The organism is Sphingomonas sp. PvP056 (assembly GCF_040549155.1).
GTDB lineage: Bacteria > Pseudomonadota > Alphaproteobacteria > Sphingomonadales > Sphingomonadaceae > Sphingomonas.
Genome location: NZ_JBEPST010000007.1, coordinates 205,723 through 229,047, shown reverse-complemented (window position 1 = coordinate 229,047; position 23,325 = coordinate 205,723). Strand labels below are relative to the sequence as shown.

At 62.5% G+C, this 23,325-nt stretch carries 16 protein-coding genes; 8 read left to right on the top strand and 8 right to left on the bottom strand.

The features are described 5' to 3' along the window. Positions 1-3: 3 nt before the first annotated feature. Genes ABIC17_RS16790 through ABIC17_RS16780 form a run of 3 tightly spaced genes read left to right on the top strand, consistent with a single transcriptional unit; the run spans position 4 to position 3,426 of the window. Complete coding sequence (locus ABIC17_RS16790) at positions 4-1,287, top strand: D-tagatose-bisphosphate aldolase, class II, non-catalytic subunit (protein ID WP_354283737.1); 1,284 nt, start codon at positions 4-6, stop codon at positions 1,285-1,287. Further along, positions 1,280-2,419 (top strand): SIS domain-containing protein, encoded by a 1,140-nt coding sequence (locus ABIC17_RS16785; RefSeq protein ID WP_354283735.1) that lies wholly within the window; start codon positions 1,280-1,282, stop codon positions 2,417-2,419. Before ABIC17_RS16790 ends, ABIC17_RS16785 begins: the two co-directional genes overlap by 8 nt. Beyond that, positions 2,416-3,426 (top strand): N-acetylglucosamine kinase, encoded by a 1,011-nt coding sequence (locus tag ABIC17_RS16780; protein WP_354283733.1) that lies wholly within the window; start codon positions 2,416-2,418, stop codon positions 3,424-3,426. The genes ABIC17_RS16785 and ABIC17_RS16780 overlap by 4 nt, the downstream gene beginning before the upstream one ends. Before the next feature lie 1,090 nt (positions 3,427-4,516). Here ABIC17_RS16780 and ABIC17_RS16775 read toward each other — a convergent pair. Next, positions 4,517-5,020: a GAF domain-containing protein gene (locus ABIC17_RS16775; protein WP_354283730.1), complete on the bottom strand. Its 504-nt coding sequence runs from the start codon at positions 5,018-5,020 to the stop codon at positions 4,517-4,519. Between the two features lie 406 nt (positions 5,021-5,426). On the opposite strand from ABIC17_RS16775, the gene ABIC17_RS16770 reads away from it, so the two are divergent. Both ABIC17_RS16770 and ABIC17_RS16765 read left to right on the top strand, forming a co-directional pair. Further along, entirely contained in the window at positions 5,427-6,206 is a 780-nt protein-coding gene (locus ABIC17_RS16770) for a DUF1206 domain-containing protein (protein WP_354283728.1), read from the top strand. 264 nt (positions 6,207-6,470) lie between these two features. Next, complete coding sequence (locus ABIC17_RS16765; protein WP_354283726.1) at positions 6,471-7,016, top strand: Gfo/Idh/MocA family oxidoreductase; 546 nt, start codon at positions 6,471-6,473, stop codon at positions 7,014-7,016. 311 nt (positions 7,017-7,327) lie between these two features. Here ABIC17_RS16765 and ABIC17_RS16760 read toward each other — a convergent pair whose 3' ends face one another. Both ABIC17_RS16760 and ABIC17_RS16755 read right to left on the bottom strand, forming a co-directional pair. After that, complete coding sequence (locus ABIC17_RS16760; RefSeq protein ID WP_354283724.1) at positions 7,328-8,341, bottom strand: glycoside hydrolase family 5 protein; 1,014 nt, start codon at positions 8,339-8,341, stop codon at positions 7,328-7,330. Positions 8,342-8,378: 37 nt separating this feature from the next. Next, positions 8,379-9,338: a polysaccharide deacetylase family protein gene (locus ABIC17_RS16755; protein ID WP_354283722.1), complete on the bottom strand. Its 960-nt coding sequence runs from the start codon at positions 9,336-9,338 to the stop codon at positions 8,379-8,381. A gap of 201 nt (positions 9,339-9,539) precedes the next feature. Between ABIC17_RS16755 and ABIC17_RS16750 the strand changes: the two genes are divergently transcribed. Continuing rightward, a complete protein-coding gene (locus tag ABIC17_RS16750; RefSeq protein WP_354283720.1) occupies positions 9,540-10,577 on the top strand; it encodes a cupin-like domain-containing protein in 1,038 nt (345 codons plus the stop codon). 21 nt (positions 10,578-10,598) lie between these two features. Here ABIC17_RS16750 and ABIC17_RS16745 read toward each other — a convergent pair whose 3' ends face one another. From ABIC17_RS16745 to ABIC17_RS16730, 4 genes are read right to left on the bottom strand one after another with little or no spacing between them, the layout of a single operon-like run. Beyond that, positions 10,599-11,621: a cupin-like domain-containing protein gene (locus ABIC17_RS16745; RefSeq protein ID WP_354283718.1), complete on the bottom strand. Its 1,023-nt coding sequence runs from the start codon at positions 11,619-11,621 to the stop codon at positions 10,599-10,601. Between the two features lie 7 nt (positions 11,622-11,628). Further along, positions 11,629-13,233, bottom strand: coding sequence for a tryptophan halogenase family protein (locus ABIC17_RS16740; protein ID WP_354283716.1), 1,605 nt, complete (start codon positions 13,231-13,233; stop codon positions 11,629-11,631). Beyond that, entirely contained in the window at positions 13,230-14,723 is a 1,494-nt protein-coding gene (locus tag ABIC17_RS16735; RefSeq protein ID WP_354283714.1) for a tryptophan 7-halogenase, read from the bottom strand. The genes ABIC17_RS16740 and ABIC17_RS16735 overlap by 4 nt, the downstream gene beginning before the upstream one ends. Next, positions 14,699-16,216: a tryptophan halogenase family protein gene (locus tag ABIC17_RS16730; protein WP_354283712.1), complete on the bottom strand. Its 1,518-nt coding sequence runs from the start codon at positions 16,214-16,216 to the stop codon at positions 14,699-14,701. Before ABIC17_RS16730 ends, ABIC17_RS16735 begins: the two co-directional genes overlap by 25 nt. Before the next feature lie 327 nt (positions 16,217-16,543). Between ABIC17_RS16730 and ABIC17_RS16725 the strand changes: the two genes are divergently transcribed. Beyond that, entirely contained in the window at positions 16,544-19,972 is a 3,429-nt protein-coding gene (locus ABIC17_RS16725) for a TonB-dependent receptor (RefSeq protein ID WP_354283710.1), read from the top strand. Positions 19,973-22,296: 2,324 nt separating this feature from the next. Beyond that, positions 22,297-22,848, top strand: coding sequence for a hypothetical protein (locus ABIC17_RS16720; RefSeq protein WP_354283708.1), 552 nt, complete (start codon positions 22,297-22,299; stop codon positions 22,846-22,848). A gap of 140 nt (positions 22,849-22,988) precedes the next feature. Here the strand turns inward: ABIC17_RS16720 and ABIC17_RS16715 are convergent, their stop codons facing one another. Continuing rightward, positions 22,989-23,291, bottom strand: a complete 303-nt coding sequence (locus ABIC17_RS16715) for a protealysin inhibitor emfourin (RefSeq protein WP_354283864.1) — start codon at positions 23,289-23,291, stop codon at positions 22,989-22,991. Positions 23,292-23,325 lie beyond the last annotated feature (34 nt).

Sequence of the window (23,325 nt, the reverse complement as noted above, 5' to 3'; positions counted from 1 at the left end):
TTGGTGGAATTGATTCGAAACATCATCGCGCGTCACAAGCGCGGGGAAGCGATCGGCGTAACTTCGGTTTGCTCGGCTCACCCGTTGGTGATCGAGGCGACCTTCGCGCATGCGTTGCGGCACGATGCGCCGGTCGTGCTAATCGAAGCGACCTCGAACCAGGTCAATCAGGACGGCGGTTACACCGGCATGGTGCCCGCCGACTTCCGCCGCTTTGTCGAGGCGATCGCACATCGGTTGGGCTTTCCGCTTGAGCGGTTGGCGCTCGGCGGGGATCATCTCGGTCCTAATGCCTGGACTAGCCTGTCGGCGGACAACGCGATGGCCAAGGCCGAGACGATGATCGCCGACTATGTTCGCGCGGGCTTTTCGAAGATCCATCTCGATTGCTCGATGGCGTGTGCGGGTGACCCGAACCCATTGCCCGAGCGGACCATTGCGGAACGCGCCGCGCGACTGTGCCGCGCAGCGGAAAACGCCTTTTTGGGAAGTACAGCAGACGCCCCGGTATATGTGATCGGCACCGAGGTGCCGGTGCCCGGTGGCGCAGCAGAAGACCTCGAAACGCTCGCGATTACGACGCCCGAGGCTGCACGGGCGACGCTCGACATGCATCGCGCGTTATTTGCGGAAAGCGGGCTTGCGGCTGCCTGGGATCGCGTGATCGCAACGGTTGTGCAACCGGGCGTCGAGTTCGATCACATGAAAGTGGTTGATTACCGACCTGAGGCGGCACGCGCGCTGAGCGCCGCGATCGTGCCTGTCGACCACGTCGTGTTCGAGGCGCATTCGACCGATTATCAATCCGCTGCTTCGCTTGCCGCGTTGGTGCATGATCATTTCGCGATCCTCAAGGTCGGTCCCGGCGTGACCTTTGCGTTGCGCGAAGCGCTGTGGGGGCTTGATGCAATCGAACGCGAGACGGTTGCGCCCGACGAGCGCTCCCATCTCCGCGACGTTGCGGTTGCGCGGATGAAGGCCGAGCCGGGCAATTGGCGGAAATACTATCACGAGACCGGCGGAGCGCTCGATCTCCAGCTGCAATACAGCCTGAGCGACCGCATCCGCTATTACTGGCCCGACCCCGCAATCGTCGAAGCGCAGACCAAACTGTTCGACAATCTGCGCGCGCACGCGCCGCCTTTGCCGCTGCTCAGCCAATATCTCCCTGTCGCTTATGCCGCTGTTCGCGCGGGTACAGCCACGTTGGACCCAGTGGATCTCATTGTCGCGCACATCGCCGCGACGCTCGACGCCTATTATGGAGCGTGTAACCCCAATGCCTGAAACCCTTGTTGCGTCTGACCGACCGGCCACCAGCGACGATAGCTGGACGCGGCGCGAAATCCTGCAGCAACCCGCCACACTGCGCGCTACGCAGGCCGTGCTAATCGCGACGCGCGACGCGATCGACGCGTTCCTTGCGCCGCTCCTTGCTAAGGTGGACTTGCGTATCATGCTGTGTGGTGCCGGCACGTCGGCGTTTATCGGCGAGTGTCTCGCGCCGTGGCTGACCGCAACGCTTGGCCGTCCGGTTGAGGCGGTGGCGACCACCGACATCGTTGGTGCGCCACACCTCTATCTGGACCCGAAGCGACCGACGCTGATGGTGTCGTTCGGTCGATCGGGGAACAGCCCGGAGAGCATCGCCGCGGTCGATCTGGCCGACGCGCGCCTGTCGGTCCATCATCTTGTCATCACCTGCAATGCCGAGGGTGCGCTGGCGCAGCGCTCCGGCCCGCACGGCCATGTCGTCCTTTTGCCGGAAGAAACACACGACCGCGCTTTCGCGATGACTTCGAGCTTCAGCGCGATGATGCTGGCGGCGCTGTCGATCTTCACGGGCGTGGATACGATGGATGCGCGAGTAGAGGCGATCGCGACCGCCGTCGCTAACACTTTGACGCAAGCCGATGGCATCGCCGTGGATCTCGCCGCACAGGATTTCGAGCGGGTCGTCTATCTGGGCAGTGGTGTGTTCCAGGGCCTCGCACGCGAAGCCGCGCTCAAACTACTCGAACTGACTGATGGCGCCATTCCGACGGCGTTCGATTCCGCGCTAGGTTTCCGTCATGGTCCGAAGACGATCGTTACTGCTCGAACGCTGGTGGTGGTGTTCGTTTCGAACGATCCGCTGACCCGGCTCTACGATCTCGATATCCTCGCGGAACTGCGCGCGGACGGACGTTGCGGTGCCATCTTCGCGATCTCCGCGCAGGATGGCGGCGGTGACACGCTGCTGGTGGAGGGCGCATCCGCTTTCATCGAACCGGACCTGCTGTTTCCCTACATCATTCCTGCGCAACTGTTCGGTCTGCATTGTTCGCTGCGACAGGGCCGTACGCCCGACCGGCCTAATGCGAGCGGCACGGTCAACCGTGTCGTGCAGGGCGTCCGCATCCATACGCCTGCCGCATGACCTTCTATCTCGGCGTTGATGGCGGCGGCACCAAGACCGAGTTCGTGTGCAGCGATGCGAGCGGTGCGGTCGTAGCGCGGGCTTTGACGGGAACGACCTATCATTTGCAGGTTGGGCTCGACGAGGCAGTCGCCCGGATCGCGCACGGGGTCGACGCAGTATGCGGCCAACTCGCGGTGGCGCCATCGGAACTGCGCTATGCGTTTTTCGGACTGCCGGCTTACGGGGAGGACGCCGCAGTGGATCCGTTGCTGAACGCTGCGTGCGGGCGGATTCTCGGACACGACCGCTACGCCTGCGACAATGACATGGTGTGCGGTTGGGCGGGCTCGCTAGCCTGTGCCGACGGGATCAACCTCGTCGCGGGGACGGGTTCGATCGGCTATGGCGAGCGGCAGGGGCTGTCCGCGCGGGTTGGAGGCTGGGGCGAGATGTTCAGCGATGAGGGCTCGGCCTATTGGATCGCGATCCAAGGTCTCAACGCGTTCACCCGGATGAGCGACGGTCGCCTTGTTGCCGGGCCGCTGCACAGTGCCTTCGTCGCGGCGCTCGATCTCGGCAGCGATCTGGATATTTGCGCACGGGTAATGGGAGAAGGGGGCATGACCCGCGACGCAATCGCTGCGCTTGCGCCGATTGTCGTGCAGGCGGCGGGTGAGGGCGATGGGCACGCCGCCGCCATTCTCAACCGCGCAGGCGAGGAACTGGCACAAATGGCACAGGCGCTACGCTATCGGTTGAAATTCTCGGAAAGCGAAACGGTGTTGCTCTCCTGGTCCGGCGGCGTCTTGACCAAGCAGGATACGGTGCGAAAGTCCTTCCTGCGCGCGCTGGAGCAGCAGTCGCCTTACGAACTGATCGCGCCGCGCCACGAACCGGGCGTAGGAGCAGCACTATACGCAGAGTTGCTCGAGCGATCGCGTGCTACCCGATCGACGCTAAGCACCGAAAACCGCGGTGAACGTCCGGCATTGGGTCTCAATGGCGGCTACCCTACCGAAGCATAGGATCACCAAATCAGGACTAGAGCTGACAACGCAACCAGCCCGAAAATTCCCATGACGATCGTCGGTATCCGCACGTAGCGAGACAGCCATATGATCAGTGCCAACCCACCAATGACGAATACGCCAAAGATGAAAAGAGAGCCTCGAATGCGCTTGCGAGGCCTTGCCCTGCCGCATTGCCGCTACTGTCCCGGCCACCGAAGCTAAATGCTGCCAAGAGGGCAATGCTGCCTATGGCGACTAAGAAAATGATCCGCGTTCGACAATATCGTTTCCACCACGGTCTACGCGGATGCGCCGCCGCAGCATAGAAGCGATTGTCCGTCGGTCGATTGACGGAGAATATGGTACCAAAGTGCGTGTGAAGCGCCTCGGGCTCATAGCTGTTACGGGCTCGGTTACACATCGTAGTAGCCTGCAGCAGTTAGTCTATCGTGTCGATACGAAGTGCGGCGCGGCCTAGGCAGGTGCTGCTCGCGACGCACGGAACCAAGTCGGACCAGTATCGCCGCATTACGGTTCCGGTGTCGCGCAGGCTGTGAAGGTCTCTGGACACAGTCGGATTGTACGCCTTGCATAGCGCGTGCTTGCTAGCGCGCCGACTGGCGCTCTGGTCTTGCACCCTGACTGCCGTGGAAATTGCCAATACCCTCTACCGGTGGCTATCGAAAATGTTAGGCGTCGCTGCGGCTTACAACGGATGCAGCTGTCGTCGTTAGTCTCTCCTCAAATCTCGCATTGGCATGAGACTTGCTCGGGCGGTACCTTCAAGGTGATTAGCGCGTGATGAAAGATGGATACCATCTCGCTGAGCTTGCACCAGTTTTACTGTTGCGGAGACGTATGGAAGACAACCAAACAGGGTGGGGCGTGGTAAGAATTTTACCCTGGCACCTTTTAGGCGTTTATAAAACTTCCGCCGAGGCTCAGGTCCGCTGCCTAGAGGCCGGCAAAGGGTACGAAGTACATTTCGGCGAAGGCAACGTAGCTCGGAACCAGTTTACTTGGTTAGACTCATCGAAAAGATAAACGGTTTCGAGCTGCGGCGGAGCATGCCAGCCATGAAAACGGCAGCTCGATGGTCAGACTTTTAGTCGGTCAGTACGCGTTCTGCCTCGCGCGCAAACCTGCCGAGCTCAGCTACGTTTGGGGCTACAGCTCTGGGTGCTAAATCCACCACGCATAGCGCTCCCAGAGCGTAGCCTGACCGGTTCACAAGAGGGATTCCGGCATAGAAACGAACGTACGGTAAGCCTGCGATCATCGGTAAGGATGACCAGCGTTCGTCTTGCGTCGTATCGAAAATAATAAGAGGTTCTCCAGGACGGAGAATGGCCTGCGCGCAAATTGATGCCGAACGAAGAGTTTCTGTAGCGCCTATGCCAACGCGAGCAGCGATCCACTGACGATCTCGATCGATTATCGAAATTGCTCCGATAGGCGCATCGGCATACGTCGTCGCGCGCTCGACTATGGCTTGTAATGTGCTTTCACGCTCGGCGGTCGTACGTCTGACAGCGTCCACGGCCCGCTGGCGGCGACGTTCAAATTCCGCATCAGGCGAGGAATCTCTAGTATGCTCAAACACGGTCATGATCGTTCGATAGTTGGTTCTCGTACCCTCACGCCGGCACCTCGTTCAATACTTTAACTCTAACAGCCTCGTAGCACTCGATTATGTTGCTTGCGAACCGAAACGGCAAATAGATGCACCCGGTTAAGAGGCGCTGGCACCTACTGCGAATGACCGCCCCTGGGTCTTAGCCGACTCGATTTGCGGGGTGGTTTCGCCCACAACCGGATACTTATGCTAGTCGCCGCACTTCGTAGCTTCGGACATTGGTTCATCCCGGCGTGGACAGTTCCACGGTCTCTCAAGCGAACACGGCTGCGACATCGGGGTCGGCCGGAATAGCGATGTGAGCATCGCAATACCTAGCTATTAGCGATGGGAACGTAATTGGAATACAGGCCGTTAGGGCAGTCGGGGGACCACTTTCATGGACGTCAGCGGACGGCTCACCACACTTACGCGAATAGGGTTCGCTACGCGGGGGATCCTGTACCTCGTAATCGCCTTCCTAATAATCCGGGTCGGTCGCGCGGAGGACCCAACCGGCGCGCTTGAATATGTCGGCGACGGGGCCGGTCACGTGCTGCTGTCGATCATGGCAGTCGGGCTTTGTGGCTACGGCCTCTGGCGGCTAGCCGACGCGGCGTTCGACATCGAAAGGCACGGTACGGATCGCAAAGGAATCGTCGAGCGGATCGGTGCGGGGATCAGCGGGATCGTCCACCTGCTGCTTACCTGGCAGGCCGTAAACCTGATCCGCGGACTAGGCGCAAGGGGTGAAGGCGCGCAGGCGGGCACGCAAGTCGCACTCGATCTGCCCGGCGGCACGCTGCTGGTGATGCTCGGCGCGGTCGCAGTGTTCGGCGTGGGCGTAATTCAACTGGTCAAGGCAATCAAGGGCAGCTTTCTTAAGTATCTCGCCCCGCAAATTGCGTCGCAGTCTTGGGTACAATGGAGCGGTCGGGCCGGTTACGGCGCGCGCGGCATAGTGTTCATGATCTGTAGCTATCTGCTGCTCAAGGCTGGAATGACTGACCAGGCGGGCCAAGCGGGCGGTATGGCACAGGCACTGTCTTGGCTGACCAGTCCAGCGGATATTGTGGTTGGCGTCGGCCTGTTCGGCTTTGGCGTGTTTGGCCTGATCGAGGCGCGCTACCGTCGGTTGCACGACGTAGCGATGGCTGACATGCGTACGATCCTTAAATGAGCTTGGCGGTCGTATCCAGCAAATGAACAGGCGTTTGTTTCTGGGAGGATACGAGGAGCATTGACCGTATTGATGTGGGTCGTCCCCGACGATTGATTGCGGGCGCGTTCGCGAAGGTATTGCTGCGGCAAAAGCGGCAATCGTGCCGGACCGAGGATTAGAATATGCGCGTGCTTCTCATCGGGCTGGGCGACGTCCCTCGCTGATAATCTCAGTGACGTCGAAGCGCTTGTCGCCTTAGCTACGGAACGTGTCGTTCCGCTCATGGTCGGCTTCAACCGACGGTTTGCGCCGGACTATGTCGCCCTGCGAGGCATCGACGCGAACCTCATTATCCTCGAAAAACACCGCTACCGGCAACCCGATGAACCGCAGAATGTCGTCTTTGATGACTTCATCCATGTTGTCGATACGCTGCTGTTCCTGGTCCCAGGGCCGGTCTGCCGACGCAACATCGAAACCCATGTCGTAGACGGCATGCTTCACACGATCATCCTCACGCTGGCAGGCGACGGGTTTACCGCCATAGGCACGATGCATCGTAACAGTGGGCTCGACGAGGAACGCCTGGACCTCATTGGCGGCGGGGCACGTCATACAGTGATGAATCTCGCTGATCGCGTCGACACGGGCGGGACGCAGAGCTTACATCGACGAGGCGACTGGATCTCGGTGGGACAGCAACGCGGCTTTGCGGCGATGTGCGACGACTTCCTGCTTGCGACGCGGGAGGGAAGGCTGGTCGATGCAGATGCCATTCTCTCAACGCATGAAATTTGTGAGGCCATCGTACGTCGTACGGAAACATGAGTTTTCAGACACGTTTTCCGGGATTTGAACGCGTAGGCACATAGCCTGCACCGACAAGGTCGCCCCCCTGCTATGGGCACCAGCGCCCACAACCGGCCCAATGGCGGCATACAAGCCTACCCGAATGAGTGTCCGAAGCTGGGGGGGTGAACGTCTCCTTATAGGTCAGCCCCCCGCAAATGCGGGAAGCGCGGCCGCTAACGTGTCAAGGCGGCTTTAGCCCTCGGTTCGCGCCAAGATACGGATCGCTGCGGGCGGGGTCGGTACCGCGCCGACGTAAAACAGCGCAACCGAAACGAGGCGCCGCACGCTCACGGTGTCCCCGCTAGAGCTTCGCGGATCGGCTCGACCCAAGTGTCGTGATCAATGTCGTAGACGATGAAATCGCCGTCGAATTGCCAATAGGCCCAGGGGAAGGCATGGGCTTCGGCATCGCGCCGGACGATGGCAGTGTAGCGCACGCGGTCCGCCATCGGCGTACCGCTCTTGTCGAAGGCCCCAAATTCGCCGAGCAGTACCGGGCGTTTGTTGGCCTTGCTCCAGGCCGCGACCGTGTCGAGGTCCGCACCAATACGCTGCTCGTCGGCCAAGGTCAGTGGGATGCCGTGGAGATCTTGATTGTCGGTCCACGGCGCACCCTGATGGGTAAAGCGGAACGGCTCGTAATAATGGAAGGTGACCAAAATATTGCGGTCGCTCGCCGGCAGCTTTAGGGAATCCAGCTTGCTTAGGCTGTTCCAGTTGGTCGGCCCGATTACGAGCGTGCGCTGCGGGTTGCTGGCGCGAACGACGGGCAGGATCTGCGCGAGCAAGGCGTTCCAGCGATCCGCGTCGAGCTTGCCGTGCGGCTCGTTCAACAGTTCGAACAAAACGGACCCCGGCGCGGCGCGATAGCGAGCGCCGATCTGTTGCCAGAACGCCGTGAGCTTCGGGGCACAGGCGTCGGGATCGTCCGAGCATTTGTTGAAATCATGTTCGTCGATAATCACCGAAAGGCCGGCGTTGCTCGCCTGCTTGACGACGCGGTCGAGCGTGGCGAGCCATTTGGGGTCGAGCCGATTGGCGGCGTCCATATGGTCGAACGCTTGGAGCACGAGGCGGATGAAGTCGAACCCGCCCTTGCGGATGGTCGCGAAATGGCGCGGCTGGAACCGCGCGCGTGCCGGGTCCTTCCACACGGGATCGTAGCCGAGCACGTTAACGCCGCGGTGCAGGCGCGCGGCAGTGGCGAAGGCGTCACCAGCCGGGGCGGCGCTCCCCGCGACCGGCAACAGTGCGGCGCAACACGCTAAGGCGAGCTTTAGGCTGCGGGAAATCGTCGTCATCTCGTCGCTCCTGGACCGGTATTGCTTCAGGCCGGTGTCACGCGCAAACGGTTGCGGATGGAAGGGGGGCATTGTCGGGAATGGGAAGCCCCTTCGCATGCGCGGTCGCTTCGAGCGTCGCGGTCGGCCCGGGCTGCGACAGATTTCGCGATCCCTCGTAAAAGGGATCGGCCTCCGCCTTGCGCAGGGTGGTGAAGCCGAACCCCATCCGCGCATAGAGGTCGAGCAGCCGCGGCATCATCCGCGCGTCGAACGCGCCGAGATGGAGCAGCAAGACATAGGGAATGTCCCGCCCAAGCGCGGCGCGGGCGAGATCGCGCGAGCGCTGTGCCTGCGCGCGCGCGGCGGCGAGGTAGCTCGTCTCCAGCGCCACAATTGCGGTCGGATCGTGCCGTGCGGTGCAGCGCGCGAAGGCGTCGTTCCAAGCGTAGTCGCCAAAGCTCATCGTGACCGCGGCGATCCGATAGCCGCGCGCGCGCAACCCGGCGCGGACGGTGTCGCGCGCGCGGGGGTGCTGCCCCTCGGCGAGAAAGGGGTAGCGGAACCAGTGCCAGTCACTGCTTCCCGCGACCGCGGCAAGCGGGGGTTCGTTGCGGCGTGCATCGGCGAGGAAGGCGGTCGACCCGACCGTGTCGAGATTGATGTGGCCCGCCGTATGGTTGCCGATCGGGAGCCCGGCCGAACGCCATTCCGCCAGCACTCTGGGGGAGTTCGGGTCACCCGCGCCGAAGCTCGAGTTCATGAAGCCGAACGCGGGCGCATGATGTGCGGCGAGCGCCGCGAGGATCGTTCGGGCGATGACGAGCCGGTCGCCTCCGTTCGGTAACGGGCCGTGCGCGGGCAGGTCATCGAAGGTCAGGGCGATCTGGGAGCGCGCCGGGAACGTCTGCTTCGCAGGAGTTTGGCGTTTCGCTCCTTCCAGCGGCGCGGCGCTGGCCCATTCTGCGACGACCGCCGCCGTCATTCCGGCGGCCAAGACTTTCCACCCGTGCATCATGCGTCCAGCTCCCCGCGGATCTGCCCGGCCACGCTGTTGCGATCGCTGTCGGCATATCGTGTTACCGTTATCCCACCGTACCCTGGGAATCGTGTCAACCCGTGGCGTTATCGATGGAGGCGCTTCCAATTCCTCACGTTTTGTGTTCCCAGGTCGTCAGCGTGCTGTCACGAACCCTTCTGCTTCGCTACTGTTGGAAAGATGTCGGTTCTTCCCCCGCCCGCGACCCAACGCCGCGTTGCCGAACGCGACGCCGTCGATGCCGCGAACTTCGCTCGGGAGGTCGTGACGGCCTATCGACCGGTCGTGCTGCGCGGCCAAATCGCGCACTGGGACTCGGTCGCCGCGGGGGCCGGGGGCGACCGGGCGATGGCGGAATATCTTGCGGGTTTTGCGACTCCGGGGGGGAAGCCGCTCGACGTCATGATTGCCCCGCCAGAGGCGGAGGGGCTCTTCTTTTACGCCGATGATACCTTGACCGGGTTCACCTTCCATCGCCAGCCAGTCCCGATCGGAGCGTTGGTCGCCGAGCTGTTGCGCTTTTCGGAGAGCGCGACCGAACGGCCGCACACGCTCTACGCCAACGCCGCGGCCGCGCCGGAGCATCTGCCGGGCTGGGAGACGGCGAACCCACTTGCGCTCGGGGTCGATGCGCCGGCGCGGTTGTGGATCGGCAATGCTACCCGGATCGCGACGCATTACGACACGTCGATTAACATCGCGTGCGTCGTTACGGGGCGGCGGCGTTTCACGCTGTTTCCGCCCGAGCAACTTGCCAATTTGTATGTCGGGCCGCTCGACCACACGATGGCGGGACCGCCGTCGAGCATGGTCGATCCCGACGCGCCCGACCTGATCCGCTATCCGCGTTTTGCAGACGCGCTCGCGCATGCCGCGGTCGCCGAGCTCGAACCGGGGGATGCGATCTTCATCCCGCCGATCTGGTGGCATCACGTTCGCGCGTTCGACCGGCTCAACGTGCTGGTCAATTACTGGTGGGAGCATCGCTCGAGCGCCGCCTTCCTCGCGTTGGTCCATGCGATCGAGGCGGTGCGCGACTTGCCGGTTGCGGAGAAGACTGCGTGGCGGAGCTGGTACGATCATCTCGTCTTCGCGCCCGATGCGGCGCGGGTGGCGGATCATCTGCCCGAGGCGGCGCGCAGCATCCTTGGGGCCGCAAGCGCGGAGCGGACGGGGAAGATCCGCCAGTTTCTAATCCGGATGTTGCAGCGGTCATAGGACAAACAGCGGAAGACTGCGCTACGAGCGACCAAGGCTCTCCATCAGGGTCACCCGCATCTTTTCAAGCTCGTCGCGGTCGACCTCGCCCAGCGCACCCCGAACGTGCGGTGGCAGATGCGCCGCCGGGTCCCCCCCGGTCTGGAACACGAGATGATCGAACATCGTGCGCCATACCCGGCGCTGGTCTTCCGGCAGTTTGCGCAGCGCAAAGAGCCCGAGCAACAACGCGTCATACGGGTTGGGCATCCCCGGCGGGGCAGGGTCCCACCAGTAATTGCACAGCACGTTGACCGGCGCGAGCGAGGCCACCGCATGCCACCAGTGGAACGGAATGTAGAGTGCGTCGCCCGGGTCGAGCGTCGCTTCGCAAGCATGCGCCATTGCCTCGGCGAAGCGCGGATAAAGGTCGAGATCGGGCACGTCCGGGTCGACCATGCTGACCGGCGTTCCGGCCGGGGTCAGCTCGTATGGGCCCATGTAAAGGTTGGCGACCTGATCGGGCGGAAACAGCGTAAACCGGCGACGCCCTGCAACGACGACCGCAATATTCTCCATCAGGTCATAATGCGTCGCGACGCGGATCGCATTGCCGAGCCACAACCGCGGCACGACCGTGGGATCGACCAGATCGATGCCGTGCGCCGCGGCGAAACCGGGGAGCAGGTCGGGTGCCGGGATCGACTGGACCGCGATCGCATAAGGGCGTTGCACGTCGCGATCGCGGAGCAGCCGGTCGAGCAGCGGATCGAGCGGGGAGCGGCCGCGGGTGAAGTTGAGCGCAGTGAGACCGGGTTCGTAGAAGAAGCGCCCCTCGATCTCGGGCGCTCCGACGATCGCGGCGACCGGCTCGGCATGGCTGAAGGTCTTAAGATAGTCGACCAGCGCCTCGTCCGACTCCCGCGCGGTGCGGACCGCGGGCCAGTCGGCGGCAAGCCCGCGCAGCACCACCGGCTTGGCGGTGGTGCGGATCTCGGCATCGAAGCGCTCCCGGTCGATGCCGTGCAGTTCCGCGATCGGGGCGGGGGTGGCGAGGCTCGTCATGCCTTCGTCACAGCGGCGATCTGCCGCCACCGACATCGAAGGGCGATTCCGCGGTGAAAGAGAAGAAGGGCACGTCGTCCTTCGGCGTGGGCGCTGCGGCAAGCGGCGACGGTGCGGTCCGCCGCAAGAAATCGCCGTGCGTCGGCAGCCGTTGCGCGGTGTCGAGATAGCCGCGCCGCATCTGTTCGAGCGCGACCGCGACCTTCTGCTCGTCGAGCGCATCGGCGGCGGGCTCCCAGCTTTTGGGGACGATCCCCTGGCCGAGGCAGACTGCGACCCAGCTCGGGCTGGTGAACAGGTCGTAGCCCTCGCGGAACAGCCGCCCCTTGCCCGCGAACAGGTCGATCTTGCGTTGCAGGCTGTCGGGAATCTTCATCGTCCTCACCTTGTCCCAGAAAGGCGAATCGTCGCGGCGCGTGGCCTTGTAATGGAGGATGATGAAGTCGCGCACGTCCTCGTACAGATCGTGCATCTGGCGGTTAAATTCGTCGCGCTCGGTCGGGTCGAAGCGCTTGTCGGGGAACAGCGCGAGCAGCCGCTGGATCGCCGCCTGAACGAGATGGATGCTGGTCGATTCAAGTGGTTCGATGAACCCGCTGGACAGGCCCAGTGCAACCACGTTGCGGTTCCAGCACGCGCGGCGTCGCCCTGCGGTGAAGCGCAACCGGCGCGGGTCGGCGAGCGGCTCCGCTTCGAGGCTGGCGAGCAATTGCGCTTCGGCTGCATCGTCGTCGAGATAGTCGCTGCAATAGACGAGGCCGTTCCCCATCCGGTGCTGCAACGGTATCCGCCACTGCCACCCCGCCTGATGCGCGGTCGAGCGGGTGAACGGGTCGGGTTCGCCTGGCCGCGGCAGCGCGCAGGGCACCGCGACCGCGCGGTCGCATGGAAGCCAGTGCGCATAACTTTCGTAGCCGGTGTGAAGCGTCTCCTCGATCAGCAGACCGCGGAAGCCCGAGCAGTCGATAAACAGATCGCCCTCGACCCGCCGCCCGTCTTCGAGCGTCAACGCCTCGACATAGCCGTCGTCCGGACGCTGCGCGACCGTAGCGATCTTGCCCTCAACCCGGACGATCCCCGCCTTTTCGGCATAGTCGCGCAGATGGCGGGCGTAGAGCGAGGCATCGAAATGGAATGCGTAGAACAGCTCGCGCACCGGCGAGCGGGCGTCTTCGTTCGCGCGGCCGAAGGTGCCGTGCTTCGCCGCCATCGCGCTCATCGACCAGGCCGCGATGTCCGCGATCGGGCGTCGCGCCTTCTCGCGCAGCCAGAGCTGGTGGAAATGGATCCCCTGCAAATCGTGCCCATAGGTGCCGAATGGGTGGAAGTACCGCTCGCCGATCGCCCCCCAATTCACGAATTCGATCCCGAGCTTGAACGTCCCCGCAGTCGCGGCGAGGAACGCATTCTCGTCGAGCCCGAGCATCTGGTTGAAATTGATGATCGGCGGGATCGTCGCCTCGCCGACGCCGACCGTGCCGATCTCCTCGGATTCGACCAGTGTCACCTGCGTATAGCCGTTGTTGAGGAAGCGGGCGAAGGCGGAGGCGGCCATCCAGCCGGCGGTGCCCCCGCCGACGATGACGACGCGTCGGATCGAATGCTCGTTCATCGGGTGAGATGTCTCGTCTGGGCCGCACGATAGGCGGCGTGGGTGGGAACATGAGGCAGGGCGGCGGTGATCGCGGCGGTCTGGCGGGCCATCGCCGTGCGTACGGAAGCGGCGGGGATAGTCGACACGAGCGGGTCGACACGGCGCGGCAGGAAGCCCTGGCCGATCAGCACCGCGGCCCAGCTGTCGCGCGCGAACGTCTCTTCCTCATGAAAGGGAAGGCGCCCGCGTTCGGCGAATTGTACGAGTGTATGCGCGAGGCTGGCAGGGGGCGCGGTCGCGGCGAGTGTGCGCCACAGTGGATTGTCGCGCTGTGCGGTGCGGTAATGCATTGCTAGAAAGTCGCGGACGCGTTCGGCTTCGGCGCGCGTCTGGCGATTGAACTCGGCCACCTCGACCGGGGTCGCGATACGGCCCGGAAGTATCGTTATCAGCCGGTCGATCGCGCTTAGCGCGAGGTGGAGGTTACACCATTCGAGCGGCTCGATCTGGGTCGCCGCATCGCCGATCGCGAGGCAATTGCCCAGCCACGGTTGCGGGCGCGTGCCGGAACGAATCCGGATCGGTTCGCCGGGTGTTGCACCCGAGGCGTTGCGCAGGACGCGCGCCGCCTTGCTGTCGCTGATCGCGTTTGCGGCATAAGCAAAGCCTGCCTGTCCGCCGCTTGACCAGTGCCAGCCTGCCTGATGCGCGGTGACGGTGGTGAGTACCGCCGGCTCCGCGTCCGGTTCGGCGAGCAGTACGCGGTCGCAGGGGAGCCACGCGCTCCAGTCGTCGCGCACGGCGTCGATCGAGCCGCGCAGCCTGGCTTCGGGCCCGGTCGCGTCGATGAACAGGTCGGCGGACTGCGCGGAACCGTCGACCAGCCTGATCGCTGCGATGGCTGTGTCGCCATCCAGTGTCACCCCGGCGATCTCGCCCACGATCTCGCGGATGCCGACATGCAGTGCGAATGCACGCAGCATCGCCGCGTGGCGGGGCAGATCGAGCGTCAAGCCGCATTCGTAGTCTGCGAACGGCGAAGTGGCGGTTGGCGGGACGAACCGCCCGGCGCGCGCGAGCGCCGCGGCGGGCGAATGGCTGTCGAACGGTGCCGCGGTGCCGTCCTGTGCCGATCGCACCCAGTGGAGATAAAAGGCGGCCGGTCCGAATGAAGTGCCGTACCGGCCGTAGGCGTGGACATAGTCCGGCAACCCGGCTGCCCAGCCCACAAACAGCGTTCCCAGCCGATAGCCGCTGCCGGTCCTTACGATCCCGTCGGCGACGCCGATCCCTAGATCTTCTTGAAACCCCAGCAGCGAGGGCAGGGTACAGGCGATCCGGTCGGCTAGTGCGTCCGGCGACGGCGTACAGGCGAGAATCGTCACGTCGAGGGACGGCGCGTGGCGTTTCAGCGCGGCGGCGGCGCACCAGGCCGTGATTCCGCCACCCGCCACCACGATCCGTTCGAGCCGCTCGCCGCGCATCAGGCGGCTTGCGGCATCGCGCAATAGCGCTCGATGAAGCTTCGGTGATCCGGGCGGCACGCGACATCGCCCGCAATTTCGGCCCGCAGCGCCTCGACGCTGTCGAGCAACGCGACCGTCGCAACCGTGTCGACGCGCGGATCCCAGCCCTCGGGCACGATCCCCTGGCCGAGATAGACCGCGACCCAGCTCGGGTCGAGAAACACCCCTTCGCGATATTTCACGATCCTCGCGCGCGTGCGCCACAGGTCGAGCTTCTCGGACAGCGTGTCCGGGATCGGCATCGTGCGTACATAGTCCCAGAAGGGGGAATCGCTGCGGGTGGTAGCGTGATAATGGAGGATCAAGAAATCGCGGATCCGGTCATATTCGAGGTCGATCACGCGGTTGAACTCATCGCGATCGGTTGCACTGATGCGGCGTTCCGGAAACAGCTCGATTAGTGCGGTGATCGCCTGCTGGACGAGGTAGATGCTGGTCGATTCAAGCGGCTCTAGGAACCCGCTCGCCAGCCCGATCGCAACGCAATTGCCAACCCAGCTGCGCCGCCGCCGCCCGGCCTTGAACCGCAGCACGCGCGGCGCGGCAAGCGCTTCGCCCTCGACCGCCGTGCCCAGTGCGCGGCGGGCGTCGTCGTCGGACACGAACGCGCTCGCATAGACATAGCCGTTGCCTGTGCGGTGCTGCAGCGGGATGCGCCAGCGCCAGCCCGAGGGCATCGCGATCGCGCTGGTATACGGCGTGACCGCGGTGCGGGTCCGGCACGGCATCGCGACGGCGCGGTCGGTCGGCAGCCAGTGCGACCAGTCGGCGAACGGCTCCTCGAGCGCTGACCCGAGGAGCAGCGAGCGGAACCCCGAGCAATCGACGAACAGGTCACCCTCGATCCGTTCGCCACTGTCGAGGTCGATCGCCTTTATATCCCCGCTCTCGCCATCGCGGTCTACGCTGACGACGGTCCCCTCGGTCCGGCGGGCGCCGGACTCTTGTGCGATCTGGCGCAAATAAGGCGCGAACAGCAGCGCATCGAATTGATAGGCATAGCCATAGGTCCCCGCGAGCGGGCCGCCAGTCGCCGGGTGATCGAACTTGCCGCCGCGCGCCAGCGCACCGGCGTAGGATAGGCTGTCGAGCGCCGGCAACGCTTTCCCCTCGCGCAGCAGCCGTGTCCAATAGTGGTGAAAGTCGACCGTGCCGGTCCCCCGCCCGAAAGTGCCGAACGGATGGATGTAGCTGTCGCCGATCCGGCCCCAGTCGCGAAACTCGATTCCGAGTTTGAAGGTCGCTCGCGTGCGCGCCATGAAGTCGGCTTCGTCGATCCCGAGCCGTTCGTTGAAGGCGCGCATATGCGGGAGCGTCGCTTCGCCGACGCCGACCACGCCGATCGTTTTGGATTCGACCAGGTGAACCGAAGCATGACCGGGCAACAATCGCACAAGGGCCGCCGCGGTCATCCAACCGGCGGTGCCGCCGCCGACCACCACAACCCGTACATCTCCACCCGCCGTCAGCGGCATCGCTACTCTCCATGCGCGCGTCACAAGCGCGCTGCAGCAGGGGTGCTCGTCCATTAACGACGTCGCGTCAACCGCTGCGCGATTGTTTCCACCTCGTGGCAGTTTTGTCACATATTGTGGAACTTACCGTTTGATTCTCACATAATGTTACCGCAAACATAAATCGCGCCAATCGGCAGAATCGATGGCGTTCTCAAGAAAGCAGACGCGAGCACAGCGTCGTTCTAGAAGGGGTCCTGAATGCGCCGATTTGCGCCGAAGACGGATGCTGTCCGTCACCTTGTTCGTTGTCTCCAGAGCGCATCCGCTACGGCTTTATGTGTCGCAATGGCCGGTGCCGCGCAGGCGCAGACTAGCGCTGACGCCGGGCAATCTTTGCCAAGTGGGTCGAACCAGTCTCCGCCGACCGGGGCGGTTGCCGGACAGGGCACGGCTGGCACCGCCGGGACGCCAACTTCGTCTAGTGAAACGTCAAGCGTCGACGGTCAGGCCGCGACTCCTACGAACGCCGCCAAGGACCCTGACGATATCGTCGTGACCGGGATCCGCCAGAGCCTCGCGAACGCGCAGAACATCAAGCGCAACTCCGACACGGTGGTCGACGCGATCACCGCGCAGGACATTGGCGCCTTGCCCGATCGCTCGGTCACCGAAGCACTTCAACGCGTACCCGGCGTGTCGATCAGCCGCTTCGCCGCATCCAACGATCCCGACCATTTCTCGGTCGAAGGGTCGGGCGTGGTCATCCGCGGTCTCAATTTCGTCCGCTCCGAATTCAACGGTCGCGACGCCTTCTCCGCCGGGATCGGCGGCCAGTCGCTCAATTTCTCGGACGTGCCCGCCGAACTGCTCGGCTCGGTCGAGGTGTACAAGAACGTCACCGCCGCCTCGATCGAGGGCGGCCTCGCCGGCACTGTCAACCTCAACACGCGCAAGCCGTTCGACAACAAGGGCTTCCATATCGGCGTCGATAGCCAGGCGAGCTATGGCGATCTGCGCAAGAAATGGACCCCGACCGGGTCGATCCTGATCAGCAACACTTGGGACACCGCGGTGGGCCGGTTCGGACTGCTCGGCGACGTCTCCTATTCGCGCGTCCGCAGCCGCGCCGACGGGTTGCAGATCACCAATTTCCAGGCGCGCGACAATACGCTCGTCACCTATCAGAGCCAGGGCGGCACGACGATCTGTCGCAACCCGCTGCCGGGCAACGCCGACACGACGACCCTGCCCGCCGCGAACGCACCGTGCGGCGCGACATCGGGCGCAGGCGCGGACGGGTTCGCCGATCCGCAGTCGGGCCTGTATGCGCCGCTTGGTGGGCAGTATCGCAGCCAGGAATATGATCGCAAGCGCGACGGCATCGCCATCGCCGCGCAGTTCGAATCGAAGGACCGCCGCTTCCTGCTGACCGGCCAGTACATACGCTCTCACACCACCAACCGGTCGGACGAGCATACGTTCGAGGCCGCGCCCGATCTTTCGGAATACAGCACCTATCCGATCGGCTGCCAGCAGAACAACGCCGGCCCGCTGACCAATCCCGCCGACGCTAATTCGGGCACGGTGCGCGCGCAATGCCCCGTCGGCCAGTTCACCAATTACAAATACGACGCCAACGGCCTGTTCCAGAGCGGCTATATCACCACGCCGGGGACCGGCTATCGCAGCAGCCTCAGCGGCACGCCGCTCGACACGTTCATCCCGACCGGCGGCGCACCGATCTCGCTGGCGCGCGGGCAGTCCTATGAGCAGAGTACGGTCAACGATTACGGCCTCAACGCGCTGCTTCACCCGACCGACCGGCTGCACATCGCGCTCGACGCCGATTACACGGAATCGCGCCATCAGGTCCGCCAGCTCAACATCTTCGGCGAGACCTATGCCGATCAGGAGCTCGACCTCACCGGCAATTTGCCGAGCGTCGTCTCGCACAAGCCGGCGACGCTCGCGGCGTCGTGGGCGGGCCCGGCCAACCCGGCGCTGGCCAATGCGACCGACGCGCAATATTTCGGCGATCCCAACGTCGAATTCTGGCGTGCGGCAATGGACCATTTCGAGGATAGCCGCGGCAAGGAGTTCCAGTTCAAGGGCGACGTCACCTATGACGTCGAGGGGAGCTTCATCGACAAGATCCGGTTCGGCGCGCGCTATGCCGATCGCGACCAGACGGTGAAATATTCGGCGTATAACTGGGGCATGCTCAGCGAGGTGTGGGCCGGTAGCCCGGTCTCGATCAATCAGGTCAACGGCGGCAACGCGAGCTTCCACAGCTTCGACAACTTCTTCCGCGGCGCGACCCCGGGGCCGGCCGGTGCCTATTATTACAACGGCAACATGATCGAGGGGTACGACCAGACCGTCGGATTCATCAACCAGGTCGAGGCCGCCGGTGCGGCCAGTCAGTGTCCGCCCACTGCGGCACCGACAAATCCGCCATGCACGCCGTCGACGCGCTGGTCGCCCGCCGCGCTGCGTGCCGGGGTCGGCGCGGATTCACCGTACCTCCCGAATGAAGTCACGCGCGTGCATCAGCGCGACAGCGCGGCCTATGCAATGGTCTCGTTCAATACCAAGACGCTGGTCCAGGGGCTCGACATCGCGGGCAACGTCGGGGTGCGCTACGTCCATACGGGGATGGACAATTTCGGCGGCAGCATCATCCCGAGCCAGGCAACCCTTGGCATCGCGGACTCCTACCAGAGCCGGTGCGTTCCCGCGGCACCCACGAACCTGCCCGCCGGCTATACGCCCGCGGCACCTGGTGGCGTGTGTCTGCTCGGTGCGGCTGGCTATGGGCGCTTACAGCAATTCGCCGCGCCGAACCCGACGATCGTGCTGGGGCAGGCGTCGAACGACTACACTTACTGGTTGCCGAGTGTGAACCTGAAGGTGGGGCTAACCCCGCAGCTGCTGCTGCGCTTCGCCGGTTCGAAGGTGCTGACGCGGCCCGACACCAATCTGGTCCGCAATTTCCAGCAGATCTCGATCGACGGGAACGGCAACTTCCAGAGCCAGGTCGGCAACCCGTATCTCAAGCCCGCGACAGCATGGCAGTTCGACATCACCGCGGAATGGTATTTCTCGCGCGTCGGGTCGCTGACCGCAGACGTGTTCTACAAGGATATCAGCGGTTTCTTCTATCAGTCGCTGGTCAGCCTGCCGCTCACCAACAACGGCCAGACGTTCGATCTGCTGACGCGCGGCCCGGCCAATTACTCCGGGCACGGCAAGGTCAAGGGCGCGGAAGTCGCCTATCAGCAGACCTTTAACTTCCTGCCCGGTCTGCTCAGCGGGTTTGGCTTCACCGGCAACTATACCTTCATCGAAAGCAACGGGTTGCCCAACTCGTTCTTGAATGGCGGATCGCCGGTCACCAACGTCGCGGCGCAGACCAAGACCGGCAGCTTGCCGCTCGAAGGCCTGTCGAAGCACAACGTCAACGCGACCTTGTTCTACGAAAAGGGCCCGGTCTCGGTTCGCGCGGCGTATAACTGGCGGTCGAAATATCTGCTGACCGCAGCCGACGTGATCTTCCCCTATACGTCAATCTTCCAGGATGCGGCGGGCCAGCTCGATGCTTCGGCGTTCCTCAACCTCAACAAATATGTGAAGATCGGGGTGCAGGGCGTCAATCTCACCAACTCGGTGACCAAGACGCTTCAGGCCTATAGCGGTGATCCGAACACGCTCGCGCCGCGGTCCTATTTCGTCAACGACCGTCGCTTCTCGTTCATCCTGCGCGGCAACTTCTGATTGGCGCGGTCGGGGGGCGACAGGCCCCCTGGCCCACCGTCAGCGGGACGGCGCCCTCGCGAAACGCACCGGCCACCGCCTCGCGCCTGAGTTTGGCCGGGAACTGCGTATCGTACAGCATCGGACGACGCTGCGCGCTGTCCTTGGGCGGCTCGAATTCATCGATCCAGATTCGATGGTTGCACAGCGATCGAATTGCTGAAATACTCGCCAAAGCTCGTCACACGCATATTGATGGGCGCTCCCCAAATGCGGATTGGACTGCCGCGTTCGCAATATGCAGCGGCAGGCCGTCGGCTGATCTCCTCGCGGTCAGCATTGACGCATACGCAGCAGCGCAGTTGATGACGCGGCACACTTGTCCCTCGGGCATCGCCGAATCGTGTTCGTCGTCGGTATTTGGAGACATAGCAAAAGTATGTGACGGCTCGATGGCTATCGCGCAGCGCCTAAGACGAGGAGGCGGCTGGGATAACGATGGTAATATCGAAACTCACCACCCCCAGCGCATAGAGTTGTCGCGGATAGTATTTCGTCTCTTCCCGCGGTGGGCGAACGGTTTGCTATTACGTCGTATGCAGTTTTACCTCACCACATGCGAACGCAGTGCGGTGTAACCGGTGCCTTATGTGGAGGTAAGTAGACCGCGGGCTGCTTTTAGGGAGGGGAAGGGCCATCCACACCGATCCGGTTTGTGACAAGGATGTCATAAAAAAGCATTGTATTAGAGCAAGTTAGTCCTTTAAATCCGACATATTGGCTCTATGTAAGGTTGTCGTCCCTCCAAGACGGCTACTCCAGAAACTTTTGCCCGCGATGATTCATCATCGCGGGCATTTTTGTCGTGCGTTCAGCAGGAACCGATCGTTGCGAAGGCGGAGCAAGGTGTGCCTTTTCGTTCATTTCGCAATGAGCGATGACACTCGTGGGAAGAGATTCATCTGCGCCGCCGGTTGTCATTGAAACGCGGGTAAACTTGTTGCCAACCGGCAGGCTGGGACAAAGTAGCCAGTTTACCCGAACTGTGATCCGCGGAGGTTGATGGCGTCATACTGATCAAGCAACGCGCTTACTTCAGCAACGATCACTTCTTGTTCCGCGCGCACCCGCGCTGACGCTTCCACGGTTGCTACGCCATTCCTGCCATCATGGACTGTGAAGCCGTTGTCGAGAAGCCAGATAGTATCTGCCGCTCGCGACCTCTCACGGCGCAGATGCACAGCCCATTGCTCTATCAGTCCCGCGGGAACCTGTCGTTCAATCTCACCCATGGCACGTGGCTAGCACGTTGATGATTAACGCTCAGCTTAGTTCTTGTGCCACTGCGTTTTTTCGCCGCTTTCAACGTTCCTATTTGTGCTCGCTTAGCAATGTAGCTTGCTCTGCGTTTTGCGGCACGAGTATGTGTATTCCACCCTCGTTCGCGTATCCGGGCACGGGCGATCTCCAGATGTACCGCGATGGGCTGCCGATGGCGGCAAGATTATAGGACCGCGTTGACATGCCCAGAACTATAACCGTCAATACCCTTGTACGTAGAGCTACCGGAGGGTCAGTGATGCTGGGTTTTGACAGTTGCCGAGCTTACTGGCGATGTAGCGTCATTGGCGATCTGTGCATGGCCCCACACCCAGCGGATCGTACACGCCGCGATCTCGGTCGATCTGCTGGTAACGGTTCGATAAGGATAGGTGGTTTTGATGCTGCTTCCGGGGCGGGGGGTTGTAGCCTGTCCCAAAAAGACACGGTTCGTTCGCAACAACAACAGTTGGTTAGTTTTGTTTGATTACGCGTCCGGAGATGGTGCTACTGTCATAGCAATAGCGCAGCCATAGCGCGGGGTTTTCATTCGGAACCTAATGATCCGCCCGCAGCCATTGACCGAGGCGGGTGGATCACATTTCCTTTTTTTCGTTAGATGAAGAATCATAGTACCGCTTGGTAAACCGTCGTGGCAGCGTAGTTCTTTTAAATTAGTTCCAACGTGTCGGACCGATCACGAGAGTTCGTCCTAAATTGTGGGCACGCACCACGGGGTCAGCTTGGGTAGCATGGCAGCCAGCGCGGATCGTCCAGCAACGCATGCGGGTCGTTGAGCAACTCGAACAATCCCGTGTCGGGCGCCTGCCGGTAGGCGAGTAACAAGCGCTCAACGTAAGACTTGCTGTCTAGTGGCGATCCTTGTCCGACGTCTCTCTTAATCAGGTTGTTCGAAAAATCACCAGTGTCACTTTACCGTTCGGGTAAAGTGACACTGGTGATTTTTGTTGGGCCCGATGATTTAGGGGGATTCACAGCGGAATCGACTGTGTTAGATTCCTGCTATGTTCCATCAAGCCGATCTCTTTGACCATATAGTGCAAACGCCGTTCGCTATGCCGCCTCCAGCCGTAGCGCTGCCAGATCTTGTCGAGCGTGTTTCGCAGGTATCGAGGCGTCCCCGATATGCGCTGCTGATCCTTAATCTGATTGCGAAGGGCGCAAGGGAGGATGGCAGTCTCGGACCTTATGTCCAAAGCGAAGCCGACCATGTTCCGGTGCGCGACTGGCTCTGCCGAGCACTGGCGCCGCTGGCCAACCGGGACTGTCGCCGCACGGCTATGATTTCAGCGGTCCGGTCGGAACTCATGGCAAAAGCTGGTGCCTTGAAAAACGCGGCAGATCTGGCTCAGCAGCAGGACGAGGAAATCCAAGCACGCATCCTGCGATCCGGTCGGACAAACGTTAGCCGAGCGGTATCCGATCTTGTGCGCGCTGGATTGCTGCATCGCCATTACCAAGGGTACCGCGTCGATCATCCCAACAGAGGTGCGCAGCGCGAGGCAGTCTATACTATAGCACCGGATGTACGTTTGGCGTTGGCAGGCGATTTCTAGGCGTTATTCGATTGGCGGTGGATAGGACTGATTGATGAAATAACGGCTCACGATAATGTGACGCACCAGCATACCCCATCGATAGAATTTAACATAACATTTATTATCGGTCTTAGCGGGCCACACCTCGTTGCGCTCCGCTACCGTATAGAAGCGTGTTGCTTGCTGAGGCGTCTAACCACTGAGACCAGCTTAGCCATTGCCGGATCTTGAATCGGCTCGGCAAGCCGTAGCTCTCGGCTACGGCCGTCTATTGTCAGGCCCACTGTGTAGGTTCGAGCGTCCGGCCTCGCCGTGTCGTTAGATGCCACGCAGCTAAAAAAGTTTGTCTGATCCGCGAGGCTGGTGATTTCCTGACGCTCAGGGGTAGCGAGATCGTCAAAGGAGACCGTCTGGTCCTTCGCCAACCCGGGAAAATGGGCAAGACCGCCCTCGATCCGCATGCGGGCCTCGCCCGTAACCGTCTCGTCGCATGCC

Excerpts from the sequence above, each read along its gene's own strand:
- ABIC17_RS16785 (WP_354283735.1), top strand. The coding sequence starts at position 1,280 with ATGCCTGAAACCCTTGTTGCGTCTGACCGACCGGCCACCAGCGACGAT.
- ABIC17_RS16780 (WP_354283733.1), top strand. The coding sequence starts at position 2,416 with ATGACCTTCTATCTCGGCGTTGATGGCGGCGGCACCAAGACCGAGTTC.
- ABIC17_RS16775 (WP_354283730.1), bottom strand. The coding sequence starts at position 5,020 with ATGACCGTGTTTGAGCATACTAGAGATTCCTCGCCTGATGCGGAATTT.
- ABIC17_RS16770 (WP_354283728.1), top strand. The coding sequence starts at position 5,427 with ATGGACGTCAGCGGACGGCTCACCACACTTACGCGAATAGGGTTCGCT.
- ABIC17_RS16765 (WP_354283726.1), top strand. The coding sequence starts at position 6,471 with ATGGTCGGCTTCAACCGACGGTTTGCGCCGGACTATGTCGCCCTGCGA.
- ABIC17_RS16760 (WP_354283724.1), bottom strand. The coding sequence starts at position 8,341 with ATGACGACGATTTCCCGCAGCCTAAAGCTCGCCTTAGCGTGTTGCGCC.
- ABIC17_RS16755 (WP_354283722.1), bottom strand. The coding sequence starts at position 9,338 with ATGATGCACGGGTGGAAAGTCTTGGCCGCCGGAATGACGGCGGCGGTC.
- ABIC17_RS16750 (WP_354283720.1), top strand. The coding sequence starts at position 9,540 with ATGTCGGTTCTTCCCCCGCCCGCGACCCAACGCCGCGTTGCCGAACGC.
- ABIC17_RS16745 (WP_354283718.1), bottom strand. The coding sequence starts at position 11,621 with ATGACGAGCCTCGCCACCCCCGCCCCGATCGCGGAACTGCACGGCATC.
- ABIC17_RS16740 (WP_354283716.1), bottom strand. The coding sequence starts at position 13,233 with ATGAACGAGCATTCGATCCGACGCGTCGTCATCGTCGGCGGGGGCACC.
- ABIC17_RS16730 (WP_354283712.1), bottom strand. The coding sequence starts at position 16,216 with ATGCCGCTGACGGCGGGTGGAGATGTACGGGTTGTGGTGGTCGGCGGC.
- ABIC17_RS16725 (WP_354283710.1), top strand. The coding sequence starts at position 16,544 with ATGGCCGGTGCCGCGCAGGCGCAGACTAGCGCTGACGCCGGGCAATCT.
- ABIC17_RS16720 (WP_354283708.1), top strand. The coding sequence starts at position 22,297 with ATGTTCCATCAAGCCGATCTCTTTGACCATATAGTGCAAACGCCGTTC.
- ABIC17_RS16715 (WP_354283864.1), bottom strand. The coding sequence starts at position 23,291 with ATGCGGATCGAGGGCGGTCTTGCCCATTTTCCCGGGTTGGCGAAGGAC.